Here is a 24,294-nt window from a genome sequence, read left to right as displayed (position 1 = left end):
GAAATGTGATGATCGATCTGTATCTGGCTTCTGCGTCGCCCCGCCGTCGAGAGTTGCTAACCCTGCTGGAGTTGTCGTTCGATATCGTGAAGACTGATGTCGCCGAGCAACGTCAGCCCGGTGAAGCGCCGGAACAGTATGTCAGCCGTCTGGCGCACGACAAGGCGTCGGCTGGCGTCGCGGCGGCACCGCTGGATTTGCCAGTGCTGGGTGCGGATACGATTGTGGTGCTAAACGGTCAGGTGCTGGAAAAGCCCCGGGATGAAGACGATGCCGTTCGCATTCTGCGGTCGTTGTCGGGTCAGCGTCATCAGGTGATGACAGCGCTGACGCTGGCAGACCGCAGTGAGAGCGTATCGGCGCGTGTCGTCACCGAGGTGCAATTCCGCACGCTTGCCGATGATGAGATCAGACGCTATATCGCCAGCGGCGAACCGATGGATAAAGCGGGCGCTTACGGTATTCAGGGAAAAGGCGGATGTTTCGTTAAATCGATTTTCGGGAGTTACCACGCCGTGGTAGGGTTGCCATTGGTGGAAACGCTTGAATTGTTCACACATTTTTCTGCACAGCGTAAAGAACGAGGAACCCATGACCGCTGAATTGCTGGTAAATATTACCCCTTCAGAAACGCGTGTCGCCTATATTGACGGCGGCATCTTGCAGGAAATCCATATTGAACGTGAAGCCCGGCGCGGGATTGTCGGCAATATTTATAAAGGCCGCGTCAGCCGTGTGTTGCCGGGGATGCAGGCTGCCTTCGTCGATATCGGTCTGGATAAGGCGGCGTTTCTGCACGCGTCCGATATCATGCCGCATACCGAATGCGTAGCGGGCGACGAGCAGAAAAACTTTCATGTACGCGATATCGCCGAGCTGGTGCGTCAGGGGCAGGATTTGATGGTACAGGTGGTGAAAGACCCGCTTGGTACCAAGGGTGCGCGCCTGACCACCGATATCACGTTGCCGTCGCGTTATCTGGTTTTCATGCCGGGGGCTTCGCATGTCGGCGTCTCTCAGCGTATTGAAAGTGAAGCTGAGCGCGAGCGCCTGAAAAAGACGGTGGCCGATTATTGCGACGAGCAAGGCGGTTTTATTATCCGTACCGCGGCTGAAGGTGTGGGTGAAGAAGAACTGGCACAGGACGCGGCGTTCCTCAAGCGCCTGTGGACCAAGGTGATGGAGCGCAAAAAACGCAACCAGACCAAGTGCAAATTATATGGCGAGCTGGCGCTGGCGCACCGTATTTTGCGGGATTTTGCCGGTGCATCGCTGGATCGCATCCGCGTTGATTCGAAGCTGACGTACGATTCCCTGCTGGAATTCACCGCGGAATACATCCCGGAAATGACCAGCAAGCTGGAGCACTACAGCGGCAAACAGCCGATTTTCGACCTGTACGACGTCGAAAACGAGATTCAGCGGGCGCTGGATCGCAAAGTGGAACTGAAATCCGGTGGCTACCTGATTATCGACCAGACGGAAGCGATGACTACCATCGACATCAATACCGGTGCGTTTGTAGGTCACCGCAATCTGGACGAAACTATTTTTAACACCAATATCGAAGCGACGCAGGCGATCGCTCGTCAGCTTCGGCTGCGCAATCTGGGTGGCATTATCATCATCGATTTCATCGATATGGCGAATGAAGATCACCGCCGCCGCGTACTGCATTCGCTGGAGCAGGCACTCAGCAAGGATCGGGTCAAAACCGGTATCAGCGGCTTCTCTCAATTGGGACTGGTGGAGATGACGCGCAAGCGCACCCGTGAGAGCATAGAACATGTGTTATGCAGCGAGTGTCCAACCTGCCACGGTCGTGGGTCGGTCAAAACCGTGGAAACCGTGTGCTATGAAATCATGCGCGAAGTCGTGCGTGTGCATCATGCCTATGACTCTGATCGTTTCCTGGTCTACGCTTCACCTGCGGTGGGCGAGGCACTGAAAAGCGACGAATCACATGCGCTGGCGGAGGTGGAAATTTTCGTCGGCAAACAGGTCAAGGTTCAGATAGAACCCCTGTACAGTCAGGAACAGTTTGATGTGGTCATGATGTAACGTCATGCCGCCCGTCGCCGGATACCGGTTGACGGGTTTTCTCTGTGACGGTTTTCGCTCGTCGCCGGTGATGAATAATGAAGGAGACAGGTGTGAGGCGACTGCCCGGCATAAAGCGATTGCCTGGAATAGTAGCAGCGACGGGGGCCGTTCTGGTTGTGCTGGCTGCGTTGCTGGTCAGCGGCCTGAGAATGGTGCTGCCGACGTTGGATACTTTCCGGCCACAGATCGTGGCCTGGGCACAGTCTGCCACCGGTTTGCCGATGGAAGTGGATAGCCTCAGCGGCAGTTGGGAAACCTTTGGGCCGACGCTGGATATCACTAACCTGCGTATTCATCATCCCGATGCCGAGTGGCAATCCGAACGCATTTCAGTGGCGCTGGATGTCTGGCAGTCATTACTGCATTTGAAGTGGAAATTCCGCGATCTTACGTTTTATCACCTGCAACTCGACCTCAAAAAACCGCTCGACCCTGAGAGACAGCGCACCCGCAGCTGGGAGCCGGATCAACTTGGCTCACTGTTTCTGCGCCAGTTCGATCACTTCGATCTACGCAATAGCCGTATCCGCTTTCTGACTCCGTCGGGCACTCAGGCTGAGTTACAAATCCCCCAATTGACCTGGCTGAACGGTAAAAACCGACACCGTGCGGAAGGGCAGATTAGTTTATCGAGTTTCAATGGCCAGCACGGTGTGGTGCAGGTCCGCATGGATTTGCGTGATGAACAGGGCTGGCTGAATAACGGCGTGGTGTATCTGCAAGCCGATAACATCGATATGAAACCGTGGCTGGGCCGTTGGATCCGCAGTAACACCGGTCTGGAGAGTGCCAGGTTCAGTCTGGCAGCCTGGTTGCAGGTGCGAGAAGGCGATATCTACGGCGGCGATCTACTGCTCAATCAGGGGGATGCCAGTTGGCGTGATGGCGACACATTGCATCTGTTAGGGGTTAACGGCCTGGCGTTGCACGTCGGTCGTTATCAGAACGGTTGGCAGTTGGATGTACCGTCGCTGAATCTGTCCACCGATGGTGTCGCGTGGCCGAAAGGGCAACTGTCTGCGCTGTGGCTGCCGGAAGATACCCAACTGCTGGGGCCTGATCGCTCCGCTGAGTTGCGTATTCGTGGTCGTCACCTGGCGTTGGAGCGGCTGGGGCCGTTGCTGCCACTGCTCAGTACCACCACGCCGGAGTTAAAAACCCGCTGGCAGGCGTTGCAACCGCAAGGGCAACTGACCACGCTGGCGTTGGATATTCCGTTACAACAACCGGAGCAAACCCGTTTTCAGGTGAGCTGGCAGGATGTCGGTTGGAAAAACTGGCAATTGCTGCCAGGGGCTAATCATGTCTCTGGTGATGCGGTGGGGAGTCTGGCGCGTGGGCGGACGCAGGTGAGCCTGACGCAGAGCACGTTACCGTATCAGGACATGTTCCGTGCACCGCTGGATATTCAGCAGGCGAACGCCACGCTGGACTGGCGTAATGATGCACAAGGCTGGGAATTGTGGGGGCAGGGGCTGGACGTGCGCTCCCATTCGCTGTGGGCCAATGGGGGTTTCCATTACCGTCACCCGGCTCAGGGGGAACCCCGGCTGGATATTCTTGCCGGTATCCGGCTTGGTGACGCGGCTGACGCCTGGCGCTACTACCCCGAGTATTTTATGGGTAAAAACCTGGTGGATTACCTGACGGGTGCTATCAAATCAGGTCAGGTGGACAACGCCACACTGGTATTCGCGGGGAATCCGGCGCAGTTTCCGTTCGAGCATCAGGAAGGGCAATTTCAGGTTTGGGTGCCGCTTGAGAAATCACGCTTTGAGTTTCAGCCCGGCTGGCCTGCGCTGGATAACCTGAATATCACACTGAATTTCCTTAACAACGGCTTGTGGATGCAGGCACCGCAGATAAAGCTGGGCGATGCCGATGGGCGCAACATCAACGCCATCATTCCGGATTACAGCAAAGAGAAGCTGTTGATCGACGGTGATATCAGCGGCAGCGGTAAAGAAGTGAGCGATTACTTCGCTCAAACACCCATGAAGGACTCGATTGGCAGCGCGCTGACACAGATCCAGATTGGCGGAGAGGTTCAGGGTAACCTGCATCTGGATATTCCGCTCAATGGTGGGCAGGTAAAAGCCAGTGGCGATGTTGCGTTAAATAATAACCCGCTGTTTATCAAGCCATTGGATGTCTCACTCCAGTCAGTCAGCGGGCGATTCCACTACGATAACGGTAATCTTGCCAGCCAGACGTTGCAGGCGCGCTGGCTTGAGCAGCCGCTCACGTTCAACTTTTCGACCCAGGAGCAGGAAAAGGCGTTTCTGGTGAATGTTGGGTTACAGGGCCGTTGGGCGTTGTCCCGCCTGCCGGGGCTGCCCAAACCGGTAGCCGCGTCGTTAGACGGCAATACCGGCTGGCAGAGCACCGTACAGGTCACACTGCCACGTCGCGGCCCCGCCAGTTATGACGTTGCCGTGCAGGGTGATCTCAAGGAAGTAAGTAGCCACTTACCGTCGCCCTTGAATAAAGCGGGAGGCAGCGCCTTGGGGCTGCAGGTGAATGCCAAAGGGGATGAGCGAGGTTTCTCGCTTGGCGGTACCCTGGGGAAAAAACAGTCTTTCAACAGCCAGTGGCTGCTGAAAGACAGCAAAGTCATGCTGGTACGAGCTGCCTGGCAGGAAGGCGCGAAACCGCCTTCGCTGCCGGACGATTCATCGCTAACACTGGCATTGCCGCCGTTGGACGGCGAGCGCTGGCTGGCGCTGTTGCCCGGTGTGCGCAACGCCGCTGGCATGCAGGCAGGGGCCAGCCGTTTCCAGTGGCCAGAGCGGGTTGTGCTGACGACGCCGGAATTGAAGGTGCTGGGTCAGCAATGGCATGACCTGATGTTTACCAGTCGTACCCAGAACGACGGCCGTGAAATCACCGCTACCGGTAGGGAGATTGACGGCCGATTGCTTATTCCCGCTGCCGGGCAGTGGCGCAGCGATGTGCGCTATTTGTATTACAACCCGCAATGGCAGGGGGATGACGCCACCAACCCAGCCGCGCTGGCGGAGAAAAAATCACCGCTCAACGATCCCAGTATGCGCTTTGAAGACTTACCGGCACTGCAGTTCGAGTGCCGTGAATGTTGGCTGATGGGGCAGAATATCGGGCAGGTGAGAGGCGCATTACAGCCAGAACCCAACAAGCTGGTGCTGACCAACGGGCTGGTTGATAACGGCAAAGCCAAATTAACGCTGGATGGCAGCTGGCAGGAAAGCGGCGAAGGCACCCGCACGTCGATAAAAGGACAGTTGTCTGGCAACAACCTGAGTGATAACGCTGACTGGCTGGGGCTGGCAACACCGCTGCGCGCCGGGGCGTTCAAAATTGACTATGACCTGTACTGGCGCGGCTCGCCGTGGGCACCGCATATCCCGAGCCTGAGCGGTATTTTGAAAACCGATATCGGCAAGGGTGAGATTGTTAACGTCGGCACCGGTCAGGCCGGGCAATTATTACGTCTGGTGAGTTTCGATGCGCTGCTGCGTAAGCTACAGTTTGATTTCAGCGATACGTTTGGTAAAGGGTTTTACTTTGATTCGGTTCGCAGCACGGCGTGGATAAAAGATGGCGTGCTGCACACCGATAATCTGCTGGTGGACGGCCTCGAAGCGGATATCGCCATGAAAGGTGATGTTGACCTGGTGAAGCGTGATATTTCGATGGAGGCGGTGGTGGCACCGGAAATTTCCGCTACCGTCGGTGTGGCCACGGCCTTTGCGGTGAACCCGGTTATCGGGGCGGCGGTATTTGCCGCCAGTAAAGTGCTGGGGCCGCTGTGGAGTAAAATTTCCCTGATTCGTTACCACATTTCCGGTAGTGTGGATCAACCGAAGATTCAGGAAGTAGTGCGTGAACCGCAAAAAGCCAACGCCGCCGGTGCGGCAGGCCAGTAACGGCGGTCTGGTTATCTGATGACATTGACAATAAGAGTGACATTCTATGAGTCTGACATTTGTCAGTGAGCAATTACTCACGGCCAATAAACTGAGCCATCAGGATTTACAGTCCATTCTGGGCACGTTGAGTGAGCGGCGTCTTGATTACGCCGATCTGTATTTTCAGTCGAGCTACCACGAGTCCTGGGTGCTGGAAGACCGCATTATCAAGGACGGTTCTTATCATATCGATCAAGGGGTCGGGATCCGCGCTATCAGCGGGGAAAAGACCGGTTTTGCCTACGCCGACCAGATAACGCTCAATGCGTTGCAGCAAAGCGCGCAAGCGGCACGCAGCATTGTGCGTGAGCAGGGTAACGGCACGGTGAAAACGCTGGGTGAGGTGCCGCATCGCGGCCTGTACCCGCAGGCTAATCCACTCGATAGTCTGAGTCGTGAAGATAAGATTGCCCTGTTGCAACGCGTTGACGCCACCGCCCGAGCGGCCGATTCGCGCGTACAGGAAGTCACCGCCAGTTTAACCGGCGTGTATGAACTGGTATTGGTGGCCGCTACCGACGGCACGCTGGCGGCGGATGTCCGTCCGTTGGTACGCTTGTCCGTCAGTGTGTTGGTGGAAGAGGATGGCCGTCGTGAACGTGGTTCGAGCGGCGGTGGTGCACGTACCGGTTACGATTATTTCTGGCAGCAGGCCGATGGCGAAGCGCGGGCGGAAGCCTGGGCTAAAGAAGCGGTGCGTATGGCGCTGGTGAATTTGTCGGCGGTCGCGGCACCTGCCGGGTCGATGCCGGTGGTGCTGGGCGCAGGCTGGCCGGGCGTGTTGTTGCACGAAGCGGTCGGGCACGGTCTGGAAGGCGATTTTAACCGTCGTGGTACCTCGGTGTTCAGCGGTCAGGTCGGCAAACTGGTGGCGTCCGAGCTGTGTACGGTGGTGGATGATGGCACGCTGGAAGGGCGTCGTGGTTCACTGGCGATGGATGATGAGGGCGTTCCCGGTCAATACAATGTGCTGATCGAAAACGGCATTCTCAAAGGCTACATGCAGGATAAACTGAATGCCCGTCTGATGGGCGTCGCGCTGACCGGCAATGGCCGCCGCGAGTCTTACGCGCATCTGCCGATGCCAAGGATGACCAACACCTACATGCTGGCGGGTCAATCAACCCCCGAGGAGATCATCGCCAGCGTGGAATATGGTCTGTATGCACCGAATTTTGGCGGTGGTCAGGTGGATATCACCTCCGGTAAATTTGTGTTCTCCACGTCTGAAGCGTATTTGATTGAGAAGGGGCGCGTGACCACGCCGGTGAAAGGGGCGACGTTAATTGGCTCCGGCATTGAGGCCATGCAGCAGATCTCGATGGTTGGCAACGATCTGGCGTTGGATAGAGGCGTCGGGGTGTGCGGCAAAGAAGGGCAAAGCCTGCCGGTCGGCGTCGGTCAGCCGACGCTGAAGCTGGACAGCATTACGGTAGGCGGTACCGCTTAAGTCGCTCCCCGGCATCGTTAATTCAGGCCGCCTGTGCGGCCTGAATTATTTCTGCGGCAGCCCGGTTTGCGGGTGTTCCTGCCGGTATCCCTGATAAATCAGCGCCACCTTGTTGAAGTACTCGGTCAGGTAGTTGATGCACACCTGTACTTTCAGCGGCAGATTGTCGCGGCGGGTATAGAGCGCGTACACCGGGCGTGGATCGGAGTGGTAGCGTGAAAAGAGGATCTCTATTTCTCCACTTTTGATCTCTTCAAATACCCACATTAACGGCATATACGCAATGCCTGCACCGTTTTTCAACCAGCGAATCAGTGTAACCGGGTCATTAGTGACGAAGCGCCCTTGCGGTGTCAATTGGGTGGTGATGCCCTCCGGGGCGATCAGCTCGAATTCACTGTCCGGGCGAACACTGTATTCAAGCCAGGACGCGTTGCTCACATCACCGGGTTTTTCCGGCGCGGCATGCTGGGCAAGGTAGCTTTTGGCGGCGCACACCACCATGGGCATCGAACCAAGGCGAGTGCTGTACAAGCTGGAATCCTGCAACGCACCGACCCGAATAACGATATCCAGCCCATCGGCAATCAGGTCCGGCGCGGGGATCCCACACACCAGATTAACCGACAATCCGGGGTACTCCTTTAGCATTTCTGTGGTCATCGTAGCCAGTACGTTTTGCGCCATGGTAGAGGAACTGCCGATACGCAATGTGCCGATTGGCGTGTTATTGAAGGCGTATAACTGCTCATGCACTTCCTGTGCTTCGTGCAACATACGGCGGCAGCCATGGTAATAAATCCTGCCCGCTTCCGTCAGCCCGATGCTACGGGTGCTGCGGTTGAGCAGTTTCACCTGTAGCTCATCTTCCAACCGGGTTACCGCCTGACTGACGGCAGAGACGCTCATCGCCAACTGGCGTGCGGCGGCGGTAAACGAGCCGAATTCCACCACTTTGGCGAACACTGACATACTCTTTAATCGTTCCATTGTTAATCCTTGCTTAAAAGTGATTTAGATCACACTGCGTAGATAACATAATAATAACGTTTCATAATATAGCCTGTCTGGCTACACGCGTGGCCTTGATTACGCAGTCTTCACTGCGGTGGCTGTTTCAAAATGTTAAAAATGCTGACCTGGTATTGCAAGTGATACCCATTACATCAGAATCCGCCATCGTGATTATTCAGTTAATGCTCTGTCTTTATCCGTAACCCTATTGGCAGGAACAGACGTTCATTCTGTTTTTCCCTTCCTCTCGCTGTTTCAGGAAATGGGCGAGAACGGCAGATGTGGCGAGGGATAAATGGGACATATAAGGAAAAGAGGATGAATTCACTCCCTGTGATGGTGCTGTTTGGTTTGTCGTTTCCGCCAGTATTTTTTGTACTGCTGGTGGCGCTGGCGTTATTTTTTGCCTGTATCCGGTTGCTGCATCCCACCGGTATCTACGATCTGGTGTGGCACCCAGCCTTGTTTAATACCGCACTGTTTATCTGCCTGTTCTATCTGCTGTTCCGTTTCGGTCTTTGAGGTTGTTGTGAAAACATCTGTTGTGAAAGTGATGGTCAAAAAATTCAGCCGCATGGCAATAACACTGTTGCTGGTGTTGTTGGCGGCGGTAGCACTGGTGCGCGTATGGTCGTTTTACACCGAATCCCCCTGGACGCGTGACGCCCGTTTTAGCGCCGATGTCGTCGCGATAGCCCCCGATGTCAGCGGCCTGTTGACCGAGGTAAAAGTGCAGGATAACCAGCCGGTGAAACAAGGCGATGTGTTGTTCGTCATCGATCAACCACGTTACCAGCAGGCGCTGGAAGAGGCTCAGGCTGATGTGGGCTATTATCAGGCGCTGGTCGATGAGAAAAAACGAGAGTCGGCGCGCCGTTTACACTTAGGCGTACAGGCGATGTCGCGCGAAGAAATAGAACAATCCGGCAATGCGTTGCAGACTACACAGCACCAACTGGCGAAGGCACAGGCTGAACTGGAACAGGCGAAGCTCGATTTGGCGCGCACGGTGGTGAGAGCCCCGTCGGATGGCTGGGTCACTAATTTACATGTGCATGCCGGTGAGTTCATTACCCGTGGTTCTACGGCGGTAGCACTGGTGAAGAAAGATTCGTTCTATCTGCTGGCCTACATGGAAGAAACCAAGCTGGCGGGTGTACGCCCCGGTTATCGGGTGGAAATCACGCCGCTGGGCAGCAACCAGATTTTGTTCGGCTCGGTGGATAGCATAGCGGCGGGGGTCACCAACAGCAGCAGTTCCTCTGATATCAAAGGTCTGGCGACGGTGGACTCCAACCTGGAATGGGTGCGGCTGGCGCAACGGGTACCGGTAAAAATTCGCCTCGATCAGCAATGGGGCGACCTGTATCCGGCTGGAACCACCGCCACCGTGGTGGTGACCGGTGAACATACCCGCAACACCACGCCGATGTCGCCGCTGTTGCAACTGCTGCACCGCCTGCGTGAGTTTGGCTAAGCGAGCTTTCTTATGATCAATAGTCCCGCGTTTTTGCGTCTGCGGTTTGCGTTCAAACTCAGTACCGCCATCGTATTGTCGCTGGTGCTGGGTTTTCACCTGCAACTGGACACCCCGCGCTGGGCGGCATTGACCGCTGCCATTGTGGCGGCCGCGCCGGCTTTTGTGGCTGGCGGAGACCCGTTTTCTGGTGCCATTCGTCACCGTGGCATGCTCAGGGTGATCGGCACGTTTATCGGCTGTATTGGCGCGTTGGTGATTATCATCGCCACTATTCGTGCTCCCGCGTTGATGCTGCTGCTGTGCTGCTTGTGGGCCGGTGTCTGTGTATGGATTTCGTCGCTGGTAAAAGTAGAGAACGCTTATGTGTTTGCGCTGGCGGGATACACGACGCTGATTATTGTCGTGACCAGCCAGAGCGAGCCGTTGCGTATTTTGCAATTTGCGGTGGAACGGTGCAGCGAAATCGTGCTGGGTATCGTTTGTGCCATTCTGGCCGACCTGCTGTTTTCGCCCCGATCGATCAAACAGGAGATCGACCGTGCGGTGGAAGAGCTGTTGGTAGGGCAATACCACTTGCTGCAACGTTGTGTGAATGGCATATCAAAAGAGGAACTGGACGTCGTCTGGAACGGTCTGGTGCGTAAAACGCATGCTATCAACGGGATGCGTAGTGTACTGATGCTGGAATCGTCACGTTGGCAGGGTGCCAGCCGCCGCATAACCACGCTGTTGACCCAATCCTGGGTCATGATTACCCAGGCGTGCGAAACCCGACTGACGCTGCAAGACCACCCAGACGCCGTCAAAGGGGCGATCGCCGTGATGCTGGAGCAACCGGCAGAGACCCCCGCCGATGTACAGCGGCGTTTACGGCAGTTACGCCATCTGGCAGCGGCGCACAGCCGCAGTCTGCCGCCAACACTGGTGAGCTGGCTGGGGGCGGCGGCACGCTACCAATTATTGGCGAAAGGCGTGAAAACTAACGTACGCATCAGCCAGAGTGAAGCGGCACTACTGGAGGCTGATATCCCGGTCAAGGCCAGCTCGGCGGAAACCCACCATGCCATGATCAACGGCGTACGTACGACTGTCGCCACAGGACTCGGATGCCTGTTCTGGTTGTGGACCGGCTGGACATCGGGCAGCGTTTGTATGGTGATGCTGGCGGTGGTGACCTCGCTGGCGATGCGCTTACCCAATCCACTGATGGCAGCAAAAGACTTTCTGATCGGTACGCTGGTGGCACTGCCGCTGGGCGCGTTGATGTTCATGCTGGTGTTGCCGTCTACCCAGCAAAGCCTGCTGTTACTTTGTTTGAGCCTCGGCGGTGTCGCGTTTGTGATAGGTATTGAGGTACAGAAACGACGCCTGGGGTCGCTGGGGGCGTTGGCCAGTACCATCAACATTCTGGTACTCAGCAACCCGATGAAATTCAATCTGTCCCAGTTTCTGGATAATGCGATTGGTCAGGTGATCGGCTGTATTCTGGCATTGAGCGTTATCTTGCTTATTCGTGACAATACCCGTGAACAAACGGGCCGTACACTGCTTAACCGGTTCGTGTTTGGCGCAGTATCGGCGTTATCGACCCGACCGGCACGGCGTCAGGAGAACCACCTGCCCGCGCTGTACCAGCACCTGTTTTTGTTGCTCAACCTGTTTCCCGGTGAAATCGGTAAATATCGTCTGGCGCTGTCGCTTATCATGATGCACCAGCGCCTGCGGACGTTGGTGCTGCCGGTCAGCCCGACGCTGTCCGCTTTTCATCGCCAGATGCGTGCGACGGCCGAGCAGGTCATTGGTGCCACCCGCGACCGTAGCCAACATTTTTCCCGATTACTGGCACAAATGGATGAGTACCAGCAACTGTTGCGCGACCATCAGGTGTCGGATGAGGCGATTGATGCGGTTGGCCGCCTGACGGTACTGTTGCATCGTCATAAGCATGCGCTTGGCGACTGATCCCGCTTACAGTGGGTGATAACCCTGCCACTGCGGCGATGAAACCTGCCCGGCAGGGCTAGCGGTGAGGTGGATATACCAGCGGTCCAGCAGCGTGAGCGGCAGGCAGTCGTCCACATCGCGCAGGTCGTCCTTGTGCTGCTGGAACACGTCGGTCAGTAGTACCGCTTTGGCCCGTTGTTTAGCCAGCTCCGCGTTCGTTGCGACAAACAGCCCGAACTGATGCACCTCCGCCGGATTGTGCGGCAGATAGCCCCCCATGTTGATGAACCAGAGTTTTTCTCTGCCCTGAAACGGCTGGCGGCTGAGCGTGATATCATAGCCGTCTGCCCAATGGCAGGGGGTATAGCTATCGACGTGGATCTGGTTTTTATCGCCGAACCAGTTGGCTTTTAAGAAGGGAAAACCGTCTTGCGGGTGTTCCACTGCGGCGAACTGGATGTCATGCAATTCGATATTCGCACCCTGGGCGCGCCCGCCCACGTAATACATAAATAGCGTTGTCATGCGCCGTGGTTCCTCCTGGTTTGGGTCTGCTATTTTCGCTGTATTACTGATTGTGTAACAAAACGGTTGAATTAACCGCTTGTAAAATAAATTGATATCAACGGAAAACAGGATAATGACACTGCATCTTTGGCTGGTTTACCTCGGTGTGATCACCGTGTTGATTGCGGTTCCGGGGCCATCGGCCTTACTCAGTATGACGCATGGTTTGCGCTACGGGCAACGACGTGCACTGGCGACTATATTGGGCGGTGCGACCGGTTCACTGTTGCTGATGACCGCGTCGGCACTGGGATTAGGGGCGGTGCTGGCAGCATCGGCGACGGCGTTTCTGGTACTAAAAGTCGTGGGGGCGTTCTACCTGATTTGGCTCGGTATTTCCGCCTGGCGAACGCAGGAAAACACCCTGACGCCTTCCTCTGAGGTAGAAGAGAGTGCACCAGGGGCGCTGGGGTTGTATCGACGTGGTTTTATGGTGGGCGTCAGTAATCCCAAAGACATCCTGTTTTTTGCCGCACTGTTTCCCAATTTTATCGATACGGGTGCGCCGCAGGCGATGCAGTTTGCATTGCTGGCGTTGACCTGGGCGGTGCTGGATTGCAGCATCATGTTTACTTACGCCTGTATGGGGAACCGTGTCTCCACGCTGTTTGCTCACCCACGACGCTTGCGGTTGTTTAACCGTGCCACCGGCACCCTGTTTATTTTTGCAGGCTCCGCACTGGTGGCATCAACCAAATAATTCCCCTACCCGGTGTCGGTGAGGCTGTTTGTTGGCAGTCTCACCGAGGCCGGTCTGAAATCACTCCGCTTCTGCCAGTTCGCGTAGATACTGGAAAATCTGCCGGGCTGATTTGGGGGGCTTGTTGGCCGCTTTTTCTTTTTGGGCGTTACGCACCAGCGAGCGCAGTTGCTGGCGGTCGGCCTGCGGGTAAAGCGCAAGGATGTCGGGAACTGCGCCGTCACCTTCGGCTATCAACCTGTCGCGCAATTGTTCCAGCTTGTGGAATAGTGATACCTGCTGGTTATGACGGTTACGCAGTTTGTCCAGTGCGGTCTGAATCGGCTCAGGGTCGCGGGCGCGCAGCATTTTGCCGATCAACTGCAACTGGCGGCGGCGGCCTTCTTTGGTGATGCGCTGTGCCAGTTCAATCGCGGCGCGCAGATCGTCATCCAGTGGAATGCGTTCCAGCGCGTTTTTACCCAGTTCGACCAATTCGGTACCCAGCGCTTTAAGGGCTTCGGCATCGCGTTTAATCTCGCTTTTGCTGACCCAGATTATCTCTTCGTCTTCATCGTCCTGGCTGGCGTCAGGAATCTCGTCCTGCCAGTCTTCGGGATGTTTGTTCATGGTAGCTCCCCAATAAAAGAGGCTGATCCTATCAGGTTATGGGCTTTGTGCGAAATTGTCCGCCGATCCTGTTAGACTCAATCACAGGTTACCTCATGGTAAAACTGAGGTCAGGTAACGAATAGCAGGCGGACGGCATTCGTTGCATCATAGATTATCTGAATGTTTTCTTACTCATTATGGCAAATCGATGACAATAATCACTCAGGTTGCAGAACAGCGTAAAGTGCTGGAACAGGCGGTATCACAGGCGCTGGAACTGGCCCGTGCCGGTTCTGATGCGGCGGAAGTTGCCGTCACGAAAACAACCGGTATCAGCGTCAGCTCCCGGTATGGTGAAGTTGAAAACGTCGAATTCAACAGCGATGGCGCGCTTGGCATTACCGTTTACTATCAGCAGCGTAAAGGCAGCGCGTCATCCACGGATATGAGTCCGGACGCTATCGCACGCACAGTGCAGGCGGCGCTGGATATTGCCCGTTATACCTCGGTTGACCCTTTTGCCGGTCCGGCAGACAAGGAGCTACTGGCGTTTGACGCGCCAGACCTGGATTTATTCCACCCTGCGGAATTGGATGCCGATCGCGGTATCGAACTGGCCGCCGCCGCCGAGCAGGCGGCGCTGAAAGCCGATAAACGCATCACCAATACCGAAGGCGGCAGCTTCAACAGTCATTACGGTATCAAGGTATTCGGCAACAGCCACGGTATGTTGCAGAGCTACTGTTCCAGTCGCCATTCCATGTCGGTTAGCGTCATTGCCGAGCACAACGGCGATATGGAGCGCGATTACGCTTACACCATCGGTCGTGCGCTGGGCGACTTGCAATCTCCGGCATGGGTTGGGCAAGAGTGCGCACGCCGTACACTGGCACGTCTGTCGCCGCGTAAGCTGGCGACGATGCAGGCCCCGGTGATGTTCGCCGCCGAGGTGGCAACTGGTCTGTTCGGTCATTTAGTCGGTGCTATCAGTGGTGGCAACGTCTACCGGAAATCCACTTTCCTGTTGGATAGCCTGGGCAAACAGATTTTGCCGGAATGGCTGACCATTCAGGAGTTGCCGCATTTGCGCAAAGGGTTAGCCTCCACGCCGTTTGACAGCGAGGGCGTGCGTACCGAACAGCGGGATATAGTCAAAGACGGCGTGCTGCAAACCTGGTTGCTGACGACCTATGCGGGTCGGAAATTGGGCATGAAGAGCACTGGCCATGCGGGTGGCATTCATAACTGGCACATTGCCGGACGTGGGCTGGATTTTGACGGCATGCTCAAGGAGCTGGGTACCGGCCTGCTGGTCACCAGTTTGATGGGGCAAGGGGTCAGCGCGGTCACCGGGGATTATTCCCGCGGTGCTTCCGGTTTCTGGGTAGAAAACGGCGAAATTCAGTACCCGGTGAGTGAAATCACGATTGCCGGTAACCTGAAAGATATGCTGCGTAATATGGTGACCATCGGGGATGATATCGAAACGCGCAGTAACATCCAGTGCGGTTCGGTGTTACTGCCGTCGATGAAGATTGCTGGGGTATAACGTCTGGCTTTATTGATCGGCTGCCCGATATCAGGGCAGCCGTTTGGCAGATAACGGTTTGATTAGCGGTGGTACTCACCTGCTGCTTCCGGCTGGTAGAGCAGCTCAATTACTTCAATACGCGTTTCTTCGCCGTTAGGCAGCGGCCACGCAATGCTGTTGCCGACATGCATGCCGAGCAGTGCCGCCCCCAATGGTGCCATCACCGAAATTTGTTCCCGGCTGTCCTTCAGGCTGGCCGGATAGACCAGCGTGCGGATATGTTCTTCTGCGGTGAGTAGATCGCGGAACCGGACTCTGCTGTTCATGGTGACGACATCAGCGGGCATCTCGACCGGCTGAACGATGTCCGCCCGATCCAGTTCCCCGCTCAGAGCCTGCGCAACCTCTGTATCGGCAAAAGCGGGTTGTTCCAGCAGCGCATCCAGGCGTTCGGCATCCAGCTCGCTAATCGTCAGGTGCGGTTTGTCCATATGTTTCTCCAGTTTTTGCAATAGCAGATAACAACACCCCCGCCGTGAAGGGCAGGGGCATAAATGGGTATAAGTTAATCCGATGGTATCAGGGATGCAGGGAACTTACCGCATAAAAACGTACCGCATAAACAGGAATAGACAGGGATCACAGATGGCGACTTACGCCATCGGAGGGGACAGCGGCAGATTAATCTTCGTCAAACCCGGCTTCAAACAGCTGAATGACCGCAGCCAGCGCTTGCTCTTCATCCGGGCCGGTGACCTCCACTTCGATATGGCGGCCTTTGGCGGAATCCAGCATCAGCATGGCAATGACGCTACTGGCATCAGCTTCGGTGCCGCTTTCGTTGCGTAATAACACCTCAGCATCAAAACTTTGCACCAGCTCGAACAGTTTCATGGCCGGGCGCGCGTGCATCCCTAAGCGGTTTTTCACTTCAACAGTTTGCCTGACGGTCATGATTTACGTTTTTCCAGCGTTCGGTGGCGTGACTGCACATTCTTGCCACGGGAGCGAAAGTAGTCCGCCAGTTGTTCAGCGATGTAGACGGAGCGGTGTTTACCGCCGGTACAACCGATAGCGACGGTAAGGTAGCTGCGATTGTTGGTTTCCAGCATCGGCAGCCACAGTTCCAGGTAGCTGCGGGTCTGATAAATAAAATTGTGGACTTCGGTGTGTCGGTCAAGAAATGCCGCCACCGGTTTATCCAGACCTGTCATCGGACGCAATTTGGGATCCCAGTGCGGGTTTGGCAGGAAACGCACGTCAAACACGTAGTCGGCATCAATCGGAATGCCATGTTTGTAGCCAAATGACTCGAATACCATGGTCAGTTCACGCTCGCGCTTGCCGAGCAAACGGGTACGCAACATTTCCGCCAGTTCATGTACCGACATTTCCGACGTATCGATGATAAGGTCGGCACGGGAGCGCAGCGGCTCCAGCAGGTCATTTTCTTCGTCGATAGCGCTTTCCAGCGACAGGTTTTTGCTGGAAAGAGGATGCAGACGGCGGGTGTCGCTGTAACGCCGAATCAGGGTGTTGCGATCGGCATCCAGAAACAGCAATTGCGGTGAAAAGCTCTGTGGCAGACGAGTCAGGGCATGTTCCAGCACTTCTGGCGTTTCCGGCAGGTTACGCACGTCAATGCTGACAGCAGCGGAAATATTCCGTTCCGCCAGCGTTTGCGCCAGCTCGGGCAACAGCACCACCGGCAGGTTATCTACACAATAGAAACCCATGTCTTCCAGCGCGCGCAACGCTACGGATTTTCCCGAGCCTGAGCGACCACTGACAATCATCAGCACCATCTGACGACTCCCCCTTGGCAGCGGGATGGTGAATGTCCGCCGCCACAGTTAGCTAACTTCGTTTTCCCGGCCAGGCCGGCATCTGTCAGGCTTACACCTGAGCCATTCATACGTTGGATAACGTCCGAAGCCTGCCGTCAGGGCTGGTCGGGCAGATCATCCGCTTCGATCATGATCTGATAGAGCTCTTCATCGCTTTGGGCAGCGCGCAGGCGCTTACACACGGTTTTATCCGCCAGTCGTTTGGCGACAAGCGATAGCGTATGCAAATGGGTTTTACATTGTTCAGTGGGAACCAGCAAGGCAAAAAGCAGATCGACCGGCTGGTTATCGATGGCATCAAACGCTATCGGTTGTTCCAACTGGATAAAGACGCCGACTGCACCGAGCGTATTGTCGTCCTCCAGCTTACCGTGCGGAATGGCGATACCATTGCCGATTCCGGTACTGCCCATGCGCTCGCGGGTCAGAATGGCTTCAAACACCATCTGCGGCGGCAAATTGAGCTGTCTGGCGGCCAGTTCACTGATAATTTCCAGCGCGCGCTTTTTGCTCTGACAGTGGACGGCGCTACGCGTACACTCCTTACGGAGGACGGTGCTAAGTTGCATAACGGGCTCGTTGTTCATGATGCGTTCACTTAACGACACGGTTGCCTTCGGTTACCAGCCTGCCATAAAGCAAGCAGGCTGGTTGCTGTCCCTGCACCTGAAACGGCAACATCAGTGCTGTTTCAGTTTATCCTTATGTTTGTTTAACTGCCTTGCCAGCTTGTCGATCAGTAGATCGATGGCGGCATACATATCACCCGCTTCCGATGTGGCATGCAGTTCACCTCCGTTGACATGGATCGTGGCATCTGCAATGTGCAGGATCTTTTCCACTTTCAGTACCACGTACACCTGATTGATACGATCAAAGTATTGCTCAAGTTTGGCGAATTTTGAGGTCACGAATTCGCGCATAGCATCCGTGATTTCGACGTGGTGTCCGGTAATGTTAAGCTGCATATCGTCTTCCTTCTCATGTAGGGGTCAAACCAGCTGTTTACGTTGGTTTGACGGCGGGATAGATAAAGACTCTCGATACTTGGCGACAGTACGGCGCGCCACAATGATTCCCTGTTCGGAAAGCAGCGTGGTCAGCTTGCTGTCGCTCAGCGGTTTAGCGGGATTTTCCGCTGCAATAAGTTTTTTTACCAGCGCACGGATAGCGGTGGATGAGGCTTCGCCGCCGTTGTCGGTATTGACGTGGCTGGAAAAGAAATACTTCAGCTCAAAAATACCACGCGGACTGTGCAGAAATTTCTGGGTCGTCACGCGGGAAATGGTGGACTCATGCATATCCACAGCCTGGGCGATATCCGCCAGCACCATGGGTTTCATACATTCTTCACCGTGTTCGAAGAACGCCTGTTGTTGCTCCACAATACAGCGGGTGACTTTCAACAGGGTATCGTTACGGCTTTCCAGACTCTTGATGAGCCAGCGCGCTTCCTGCAAGTGACTGCGAATGAACTGCCCGTCGCTGTCGTTACGCGCATTGTTGCCAAGCGCGGCATACTGTTGGTTGATTTGCAGTCGTGGCACGCTGTCGGTGTTGAGTTCTACCGTCCAGTGACCCTGGACCTTGCGCACCAGGACGTCTGGTATGACATACTCGGATTCGCCGGTATTGATAGACTGCCCGGGGCGTGGATCCAGTGACTGAATCAGCGCCAATGCTTCTTTCAATACGTCTTCTTTGAGGCGACTGGTACGGATCAGGGTGCGGAAGTCATGGTTGGCGAGTAAATCGAGATAGTCGCTGACAATCAGCCTGGCTTCGCTCAGGCGGGGAATGTCGCTGTTGAACTGCGATAGCTGTACCAGCAGGCATTCGCGCAAATCGCGGGCGGCCACGCCGACAGGGTCAAAACGTTGCACACGTTTGAGCACCGCCTCTACTTCTTCCAGCGTCACCTCTTCATTGCCGATGCTCTCACGGATGTCATCCAGCGATACCGTCAGGTAACCGGTGTTGTCTACCGCGTCGACGATGGACGTAGCGATAGCGGCATCGGTATCGGAAAACGGCGTCAGTTCCACCTGCCACATCAGGTAATCCTGCAGTGTCTGCGTGGTTTCACCCTGATAGACCGGTAATTCCTCATCACGGTAGTCAGTGCTGGTGCCGGAGGGCGTACCGGCGGTGTAGATTTCATCCCAGGCGGCGTCGAGCGGTAACTCGTCGGGCATCTCTTTTTGTTCCAGCGCCTCGCGGGTGTCCAGCGTTTCGCTGTCACTGATTTCCTGGGTCTCTACTTCGTCATGAATATCGGCCTGCTCCAGCAACGGGTTGCTTTCCAGCGCCTGTTGGATTTCCTGCTGGAGTTCAAGCGTGGACAACTGCAGCAGGCGGATGGCCTGCTGTAACTGCGGTGTCATAGCCAGTTGCTGGCTGAGCCTGAGTTGCAAACCTTGCTTCATAACGCGCGTTAACTTCCTTTTGAATTATCAACCTAAAACATGACGTGGTTAGAGTCGGAAGCCTTCGCCCAGATAGACTCGTTTTACCTGCTCATTCGCCAGTATATCCATCGGGGAGCCGTGGGCAATAAGCTGGCCCTGACTCACGATATAGGCACGTTCACAGACATCGAGCGTTTCACGGACATTATGGTCGGTAATCAGTACGCCTAACCCACTATCGCGCAAATGCTCAATGATTTTCTTGATGTCGAGAACCGAAATCGGATCTACCCCCGCAAAGGGTTCGTCCAGCAGGATGAATTTGGGGTTGGCAGCCAGCGCCCGGGCGATTTCCACCCGACGGCGTTCACCACCGGACAACGATTGTCCCAGACTATCGCGCAGGTGAACAATATGAAACTCTTCCATCAGTTCGTTGGCGCGATCCTGCTGTTGCTCGCGGGTCAGATCTTTTCTGATCTCCAGTACCGCCATCAGGTTGTCGTAGACGCTCAGTCGCCGGAAAATCGAGGCTTCCTGCGGCAGGTAACCAATACCGCGGCGGGCGCGATCGTGCAGCGGCAGCAGGCTGATGTCCTCATCGTCGATTACGATACGGCCTTCGTCGCGCGGGACGATACCGACAACCATATAGAAAGTGGTTGTCTTGCCGGCCCCATTCGGGCCAAGCAGCCCAACGATCTCGCCGGAATTGACATTCAGGCTGACGTTTTCCACCACTTTGCGGCCTTTATACGCCTTGGCCAGATTTTCGGCGATTAGTGTTGCCATGGGTTAGCGCGTTACTCACTGTTGTTTGGTGGGCTTGCCGGTGTTGCTGCCGGGCTTGGCGCCATTTTGCGCGCCTTTGTCCTGCAATTGTGTTGGGACCAGCACGGTAGTGACTCGTTTGCCTTTGTCGCTGAACGCTTCCATCTGCTGTTGCTGTACCAGATAGGTGATACGGTCGCCCTTGACGTTGCTGTCCAACTGTTCCAGATAAGCATTGCCGGTCAACGTGACCAGTTGCTTGTCCATTTCATAGCGTATTTTCTGTGCATGACCTTTAACGGGTTTACCGTTGTCCTGCATTTGGTAGAAGGTCGCCGGATTGCCGTAGCCTTCGATAATTTCATGGCCTTGCTGGCCGTTGGGACGGGTTACGACGACTTTGTCGGCCTGTGCTTTTATCGACCCCTGCGTGACGATAACGTTGCCGGTAAACGTCACGACATTGCCTTGCATATCCAGCGCCTGCTGGTCGGACGTAATGTGGATCGGTTGCTCGGTATCTCCGGTGAGTGCCAGTGCCGGAATACTGACGGCAAAAAGCGAGCTGGCGATCAGGATGCTGTGTAACACATTAATTTTTTGGTTGGATTTCATAATAGGATTTTACCTTATCGATCAACTCAGCGGTTTTGCTGCGCAGGTTTCCGCGCATTTTCAGTCCGTTAGAGGTAAAGCTGGCACCGTACAGGGTGACCTCATCATCTGACGTCACGTCCTGCGTAACCAGATTAATCTGTGCATTATCCGTTTTAATCCGCTTTAACTGCGAATCGTCGGTCAGGCTGGTGACCTCGACGTGACCGTACAGATACAACATGCGATCTTTTGTCAGCTTGGCGCGATCCGCGCGCACCGACCAGGTCGCGATAGCTTGTTCATTGAACATGGTCGCTACCGGTTGAGTAAACCAGCTGACTTGTTCGGCGTTGTAGTGCTCGGCTTTTTCGGCTACCAGCCTGTAACTCAGTTTCCCGGTCGGGTCATACACCATCGTGGTGTTTTGCTGCATGGTGTAGGCCGGGTCATTATTTTGTACTTCAGTCGGCCCGCTTCCTTCCCGTCGGGTCGTCAAATTTAACCCGATAAGCACCAGCGCAATCAATGCCAGCAACAACGTCAGCCAGCGTTTCGTTTTACTCATATCGACAGCCCTTTGGCAAAGTCCAGTTTACCCTGTGCCAGCAGAATAAGATCGCAAATCTCTCGTACTGCGCCATGGCCGCCGCCGATACGCGTGACGTAATGCGCTCGGGGTAGCAACAGTGGGTGGGCGTCCGCTACGGCGACGCTTAACCCTACCTCGGCCATCACCGGCCAGTCGATCAGATCGTCGCCGATATACGCCACCTGGCTGGCAGTGAGCGACAGTGTATCCAACAGCTCGCGGAAGGCCAAAATCTTATCTGATTGCCCCTGATATAAGTGGCGTATTCCCAATGTCTGGCAGCGGTCGATGAGTAACTGCGATGAGCGGCCGGTGATAATCGCCACGTCGATATCCGACGTCAGCAGGCAGCGAATGCCATAACCGTCGCGGACATGAAAGGTTTTCAGCTCTTCGCCCTGATTTCCCATGTAAATCAGGCCATCAGACAGGACACCGTCGACATCGCAGATTAACAGACGTATATCACGGGCACGCTGCATTACCAGGGTATCGACAGGCCCGTAACAGGTATCGGTTTGCGACCGGGTTTCACTCATTCACTCGTATCCTTGGTTTTTCATTCTCTGCGGCGTGCGCGCGTCAGGTTTATACCACACCTGCGCGCAGCATATCGTGCATGTGGACAATCCCCAGCAGGCGATCGCCCTCTGCGACCAGCAGCGAGGTAATATGGCGGGACTGCATCAGATTCAGGGCATCCACCGCCAGTGTGTGCGGCGTCACCCGAATACCACCGCGCGTCATCACATCGGCGATACCGGCACTGTTGAGGTCGATATTCATATCGAACACCCGGCGCAAGTCACCGTCGGTAAAAATGCCTTCGATGCGATCATCCGGACCGCAAATGACCGTCATCCCCAGATTCTTGCGGGTAATCTCCAGCAATGCGTCGCGCAGCGAGGCGTCTTGACCGACACGGGGGATTTCGTCGCCAGTGTGCATGATATCGTTGATTCGCAACAGCAGTTTGCGACCCAGTGCGCCACCGGGGTGGGATAGCGCAAAGTCTTCAGCCGTAAAGCCGCGCGCTTTCAATAACGCCACCGCCAGCGCGTCACCCATCACCAGTGCCGCGGTGGTACTAGAGGTCGGTGCCAGACCCAGCGGGCAGGCTTCCTGGGAGACGTGGACGCAAAGATGGATGTCGGCGGCTTTCGCCATGGTGCTTTCCGGGTTACCCGTCATGCAGATAAGACACACTTGCAGGCGTTTTAACACCGGGATGAGCGCCAGAATCTCATGAGATTCACCCGAGTTGGAAATGGCGATCACAATATCTTGGGCGGTGATCATCCCCAAATCACCGTGGCTGGCTTCGCCGGGGTGAACAAAGAAAGCCGGTGTGCCAGTACTGGCGAAGGTCGCGGCCATCTTGCAACCGATATGACCGGATTTCCCCATGCCCATCACCACGACTTTACCGTGGCAATAAAACATTTTCTCGCAGGCGCGGGAGAAATTGTCGTCAATGTACTGATCCAACTGCGCGAGGCTGTCGCGCTCGATGGCTAAAACCTGCCGACCCGCACTCTGGAAGTCGAAACCCGGTTGTAACTCGAAATGTGACATGTAAAACATCCTGCGTTGCCAATGCTCTGGCTATGAGAACAAGAACAGCACCGAAAGGTACGCGATGAACGCACACAACAGCAATGCGCCAGCACCCTGACCGATGCGCCGTTTCTGGCGGAGACAGAGAACCGTCAGGAGCGCGCTGACACCCAGCATCACCCAGTAATCGCGTGTAAACGCGAGCGGATTTACCGCGCCAGGGGACAAGAGAGCGGGCACGCCCAGCACTATTACGATATTAAAGATATTCGAACCAATCAGGTTACCGAGCGCGATGTCGTCTTCTTTTTTTAATGTGCCGACGATAGCGGTCGCCAATTCCGGCAGGCTGGTGCCGACGGCCAACACGGTGAGCCCAATGGTCAGTTCGCTGATATTAAAGTAATTAGCGATAACTGTGGCGTTATCGATCACAATACGCGCCGACATCGGCAGAATAATCAGGCCGAGTAGCAACCATAACAACGCCACGGTTTGGTTGTTCTCTCTGGGCAACTCAGCCATTTGTTCGCGTGTCAGGCTGTCGTCACCACGCCGCTGAGCAGCGTGGGCCATACGTAACATCAACAGGATACAACCGCAGGCGGTCAGCAGCAGGATCACGCCGTCCAGGCGGCTGAGGAAACTGTCATGCAGCAGAACACCACACAGCAGCGTGACCACCAGCATCGGTGGGAGTTCCTGACGCAGCAGCGTGGAATGCAACGTCAGCGGGCGGATTAGCACGGCGCTGCCGAGGATCAACAGGATGTTGGCGATATTCGACCCTAATACATTACCTACCGCCATGTCGGTCTGATGGTTGAGCGCGGCGGTCACCGAGACCATCAATTCGGGCAGCGAGGTTCCCATGCCTACTATCGTCATGCCGATAATCATCGGCGGTACACCCAATGTGCGCGCCAGTACCGCCGCGCCATACACCACTCGGTCGGCGCCATAAACCAGTAACACTAAACCAACAATTAACAGTACTGTCGCAAAAAGCATGCAGCGTCCTTTATTCAGGTATAATCACCGGTTTATTGGCGCACAAACCAGTATTTCTGGACGAATAATAAACAAAACCGCCATTTTTCCTCGTTGGCGCTAATTCTGACTGCGCAGGGCGAAAAAGTAAAACCAATGGCAATTTTGGTCACGACCTCGTGTCCTGATTCTGTAACAGTGAAGAGTA

At 55.4% G+C, this 24,294-nt stretch carries 24 protein-coding genes; 9 read left to right on the top strand and 15 right to left on the bottom strand.

Features of this window, described 5'->3' with window-relative positions; translation table 11 throughout:
- Positions 1-8: 8 nt before the first annotated feature.
- The 4 genes from LF929_RS19170 to tldD all read left to right on the top strand — a co-directional run bounded on the left by LF929_RS19170 (position 9) and on the right by tldD (position 7,500).
- The gene (locus LF929_RS19170; RefSeq protein WP_038906783.1) at positions 9-602 is read left to right on the top strand and encodes a nucleoside triphosphate pyrophosphatase; all 594 of its coding nucleotides are present in this window, start codon (positions 9-11) and stop codon (positions 600-602) included.
- Entirely contained in the window at positions 592-2,061 is a 1,470-nt protein-coding gene (rng, locus tag LF929_RS19165) for a ribonuclease G (RefSeq protein WP_012883018.1), read from the top strand. Before LF929_RS19170 ends, rng begins: the two co-directional genes overlap by 11 nt.
- Before the next feature lie 110 nt (positions 2,062-2,171).
- A complete protein-coding gene (gene yhdP, locus LF929_RS19160; protein WP_210177052.1) occupies positions 2,172-6,008 on the top strand; it encodes an AsmA2 domain-containing protein YhdP in 3,837 nt (1,278 codons plus the stop codon).
- 46 nt (positions 6,009-6,054) lie between these two features.
- Positions 6,055-7,500, top strand: a complete 1,446-nt coding sequence (gene tldD / locus LF929_RS19155) for a metalloprotease TldD (RefSeq protein ID WP_210177013.1) — start codon at positions 6,055-6,057, stop codon at positions 7,498-7,500.
- Between the two features lie 45 nt (positions 7,501-7,545).
- Here tldD and aaeR read toward each other — a convergent pair whose 3' ends face one another.
- Positions 7,546-8,490, bottom strand: a complete 945-nt coding sequence (gene aaeR, locus LF929_RS19150; protein ID WP_210174482.1) for an HTH-type transcriptional activator AaeR — start codon at positions 8,488-8,490, stop codon at positions 7,546-7,548.
- A 342-nt stretch (positions 8,491-8,832) separates the two neighbouring features.
- On the opposite strand from aaeR, the gene aaeX reads away from it, so the two are divergent.
- From aaeX to aaeB, 3 genes are read left to right on the top strand one after another with little or no spacing between them, the layout of a single operon-like run.
- Positions 8,833-9,036 carry a p-hydroxybenzoic acid efflux pump operon protein AaeX gene (aaeX, locus tag LF929_RS19145; protein ID WP_038906785.1) on the top strand — a complete coding sequence of 68 codons (204 nt, stop codon included), beginning with the start codon at positions 8,833-8,835 and terminating at the stop codon, positions 9,034-9,036.
- A gap of 31 nt (positions 9,037-9,067) precedes the next feature.
- The gene (gene aaeA, locus LF929_RS19140) at positions 9,068-9,991 is read left to right on the top strand and encodes a p-hydroxybenzoic acid efflux pump subunit AaeA (RefSeq protein WP_080647255.1); all 924 of its coding nucleotides are present in this window, start codon (positions 9,068-9,070) and stop codon (positions 9,989-9,991) included.
- 12 nt (positions 9,992-10,003) lie between these two features.
- A complete protein-coding gene (gene aaeB, locus LF929_RS19135; RefSeq protein ID WP_210174481.1) occupies positions 10,004-11,956 on the top strand; it encodes a p-hydroxybenzoic acid efflux pump subunit AaeB in 1,953 nt (650 codons plus the stop codon).
- A 6-nt stretch (positions 11,957-11,962) separates the two neighbouring features.
- Here the strand turns inward: aaeB and LF929_RS19130 are convergent, their stop codons facing one another.
- Entirely contained in the window at positions 11,963-12,463 is a 501-nt protein-coding gene (locus tag LF929_RS19130) for a DUF1543 domain-containing protein (RefSeq protein ID WP_210174480.1), read from the bottom strand.
- A gap of 115 nt (positions 12,464-12,578) precedes the next feature.
- On the opposite strand from LF929_RS19130, the gene LF929_RS19125 reads away from it, so the two are divergent.
- Entirely contained in the window at positions 12,579-13,205 is a 627-nt protein-coding gene (locus LF929_RS19125; RefSeq protein ID WP_226093062.1) for a LysE family translocator, read from the top strand.
- Between the two features lie 60 nt (positions 13,206-13,265).
- Here the strand turns inward: LF929_RS19125 and yjgA are convergent, their stop codons facing one another.
- Positions 13,266-13,814 (bottom strand): ribosome biogenesis factor YjgA, encoded by a 549-nt coding sequence (gene yjgA, locus LF929_RS19120; RefSeq protein ID WP_012883027.1) that lies wholly within the window; start codon positions 13,812-13,814, stop codon positions 13,266-13,268.
- Between the two features lie 190 nt (positions 13,815-14,004).
- On the opposite strand from yjgA, the gene pmbA reads away from it, so the two are divergent.
- The gene (pmbA, locus tag LF929_RS19115) at positions 14,005-15,345 is read left to right on the top strand and encodes a metalloprotease PmbA (protein ID WP_029456542.1); all 1,341 of its coding nucleotides are present in this window, start codon (positions 14,005-14,007) and stop codon (positions 15,343-15,345) included.
- Positions 15,346-15,407: 62 nt separating this feature from the next.
- Here the strand turns inward: pmbA and rnk are convergent, their stop codons facing one another.
- From rnk to LF929_RS19055, 12 genes are all read right to left on the bottom strand, one after another.
- On the bottom strand, positions 15,408-15,818 hold the full coding sequence (gene rnk, locus LF929_RS19110) for a nucleoside diphosphate kinase regulator (protein WP_226093063.1): 411 nt from the start codon (positions 15,816-15,818) through the stop codon (positions 15,408-15,410).
- Between the two features lie 190 nt (positions 15,819-16,008).
- Positions 16,009-16,281: a PTS phosphocarrier protein NPr gene (gene npr / locus LF929_RS19105; RefSeq protein WP_015848125.1), complete on the bottom strand. Its 273-nt coding sequence runs from the start codon at positions 16,279-16,281 to the stop codon at positions 16,009-16,011.
- Positions 16,278-17,132: an RNase adapter RapZ gene (gene rapZ, locus LF929_RS19100; RefSeq protein ID WP_012883031.1), complete on the bottom strand. Its 855-nt coding sequence runs from the start codon at positions 17,130-17,132 to the stop codon at positions 16,278-16,280. The genes npr and rapZ overlap by 4 nt, the downstream gene beginning before the upstream one ends.
- Positions 17,133-17,269: 137 nt before the next feature.
- Positions 17,270-17,761, bottom strand: coding sequence for a PTS IIA-like nitrogen regulatory protein PtsN (gene ptsN / locus LF929_RS19095; RefSeq protein ID WP_016943107.1), 492 nt, complete (start codon positions 17,759-17,761; stop codon positions 17,270-17,272).
- 93 nt (positions 17,762-17,854) lie between these two features.
- Positions 17,855-18,142, bottom strand: coding sequence for a ribosome hibernation promoting factor (hpf, locus tag LF929_RS19090; RefSeq protein WP_016943105.1), 288 nt, complete (start codon positions 18,140-18,142; stop codon positions 17,855-17,857).
- Positions 18,143-18,166: 24 nt separating this feature from the next.
- Positions 18,167-19,600: an RNA polymerase factor sigma-54 gene (rpoN, locus tag LF929_RS19085; protein ID WP_038906789.1), complete on the bottom strand. Its 1,434-nt coding sequence runs from the start codon at positions 19,598-19,600 to the stop codon at positions 18,167-18,169.
- Positions 19,601-19,648: 48 nt separating this feature from the next.
- On the bottom strand, positions 19,649-20,374 hold the full coding sequence (gene lptB / locus LF929_RS19080) for an LPS export ABC transporter ATP-binding protein (protein WP_012883035.1): 726 nt from the start codon (positions 20,372-20,374) through the stop codon (positions 19,649-19,651).
- 15 nt (positions 20,375-20,389) lie between these two features.
- Positions 20,390-20,968, bottom strand: a complete 579-nt coding sequence (lptA, locus tag LF929_RS19075) for a lipopolysaccharide ABC transporter substrate-binding protein LptA (protein WP_012883036.1) — start codon at positions 20,966-20,968, stop codon at positions 20,390-20,392.
- Complete coding sequence (gene lptC, locus LF929_RS19070; RefSeq protein WP_019843565.1) at positions 20,946-21,515, bottom strand: LPS export ABC transporter periplasmic protein LptC; 570 nt, start codon at positions 21,513-21,515, stop codon at positions 20,946-20,948. The genes lptA and lptC overlap by 23 nt, the downstream gene beginning before the upstream one ends.
- The gene (gene kdsC / locus LF929_RS19065; protein WP_016943100.1) at positions 21,512-22,078 is read right to left on the bottom strand and encodes a 3-deoxy-manno-octulosonate-8-phosphatase KdsC; all 567 of its coding nucleotides are present in this window, start codon (positions 22,076-22,078) and stop codon (positions 21,512-21,514) included. Before kdsC ends, lptC begins: the two co-directional genes overlap by 4 nt.
- Before the next feature lie 49 nt (positions 22,079-22,127).
- A complete protein-coding gene (gene kdsD / locus LF929_RS19060) occupies positions 22,128-23,114 on the bottom strand; it encodes an arabinose-5-phosphate isomerase KdsD (protein ID WP_210177018.1) in 987 nt (328 codons plus the stop codon).
- 30 nt (positions 23,115-23,144) lie between these two features.
- A complete protein-coding gene (locus LF929_RS19055) occupies positions 23,145-24,107 on the bottom strand; it encodes a calcium/sodium antiporter (RefSeq protein ID WP_038903080.1) in 963 nt (320 codons plus the stop codon).
- Positions 24,108-24,294: the final 187 nt, after the last annotated feature.

The sequence above is a fragment of the Dickeya oryzae genome, assembly GCF_020406815.2.
Classification (GTDB): Bacteria; Pseudomonadota; Gammaproteobacteria; order Enterobacterales; family Enterobacteriaceae; genus Dickeya; species Dickeya oryzae.
Note: the sequence above shows the minus strand (reverse complement) of the source record. Positions and strands in the feature narration are given on the sequence as shown.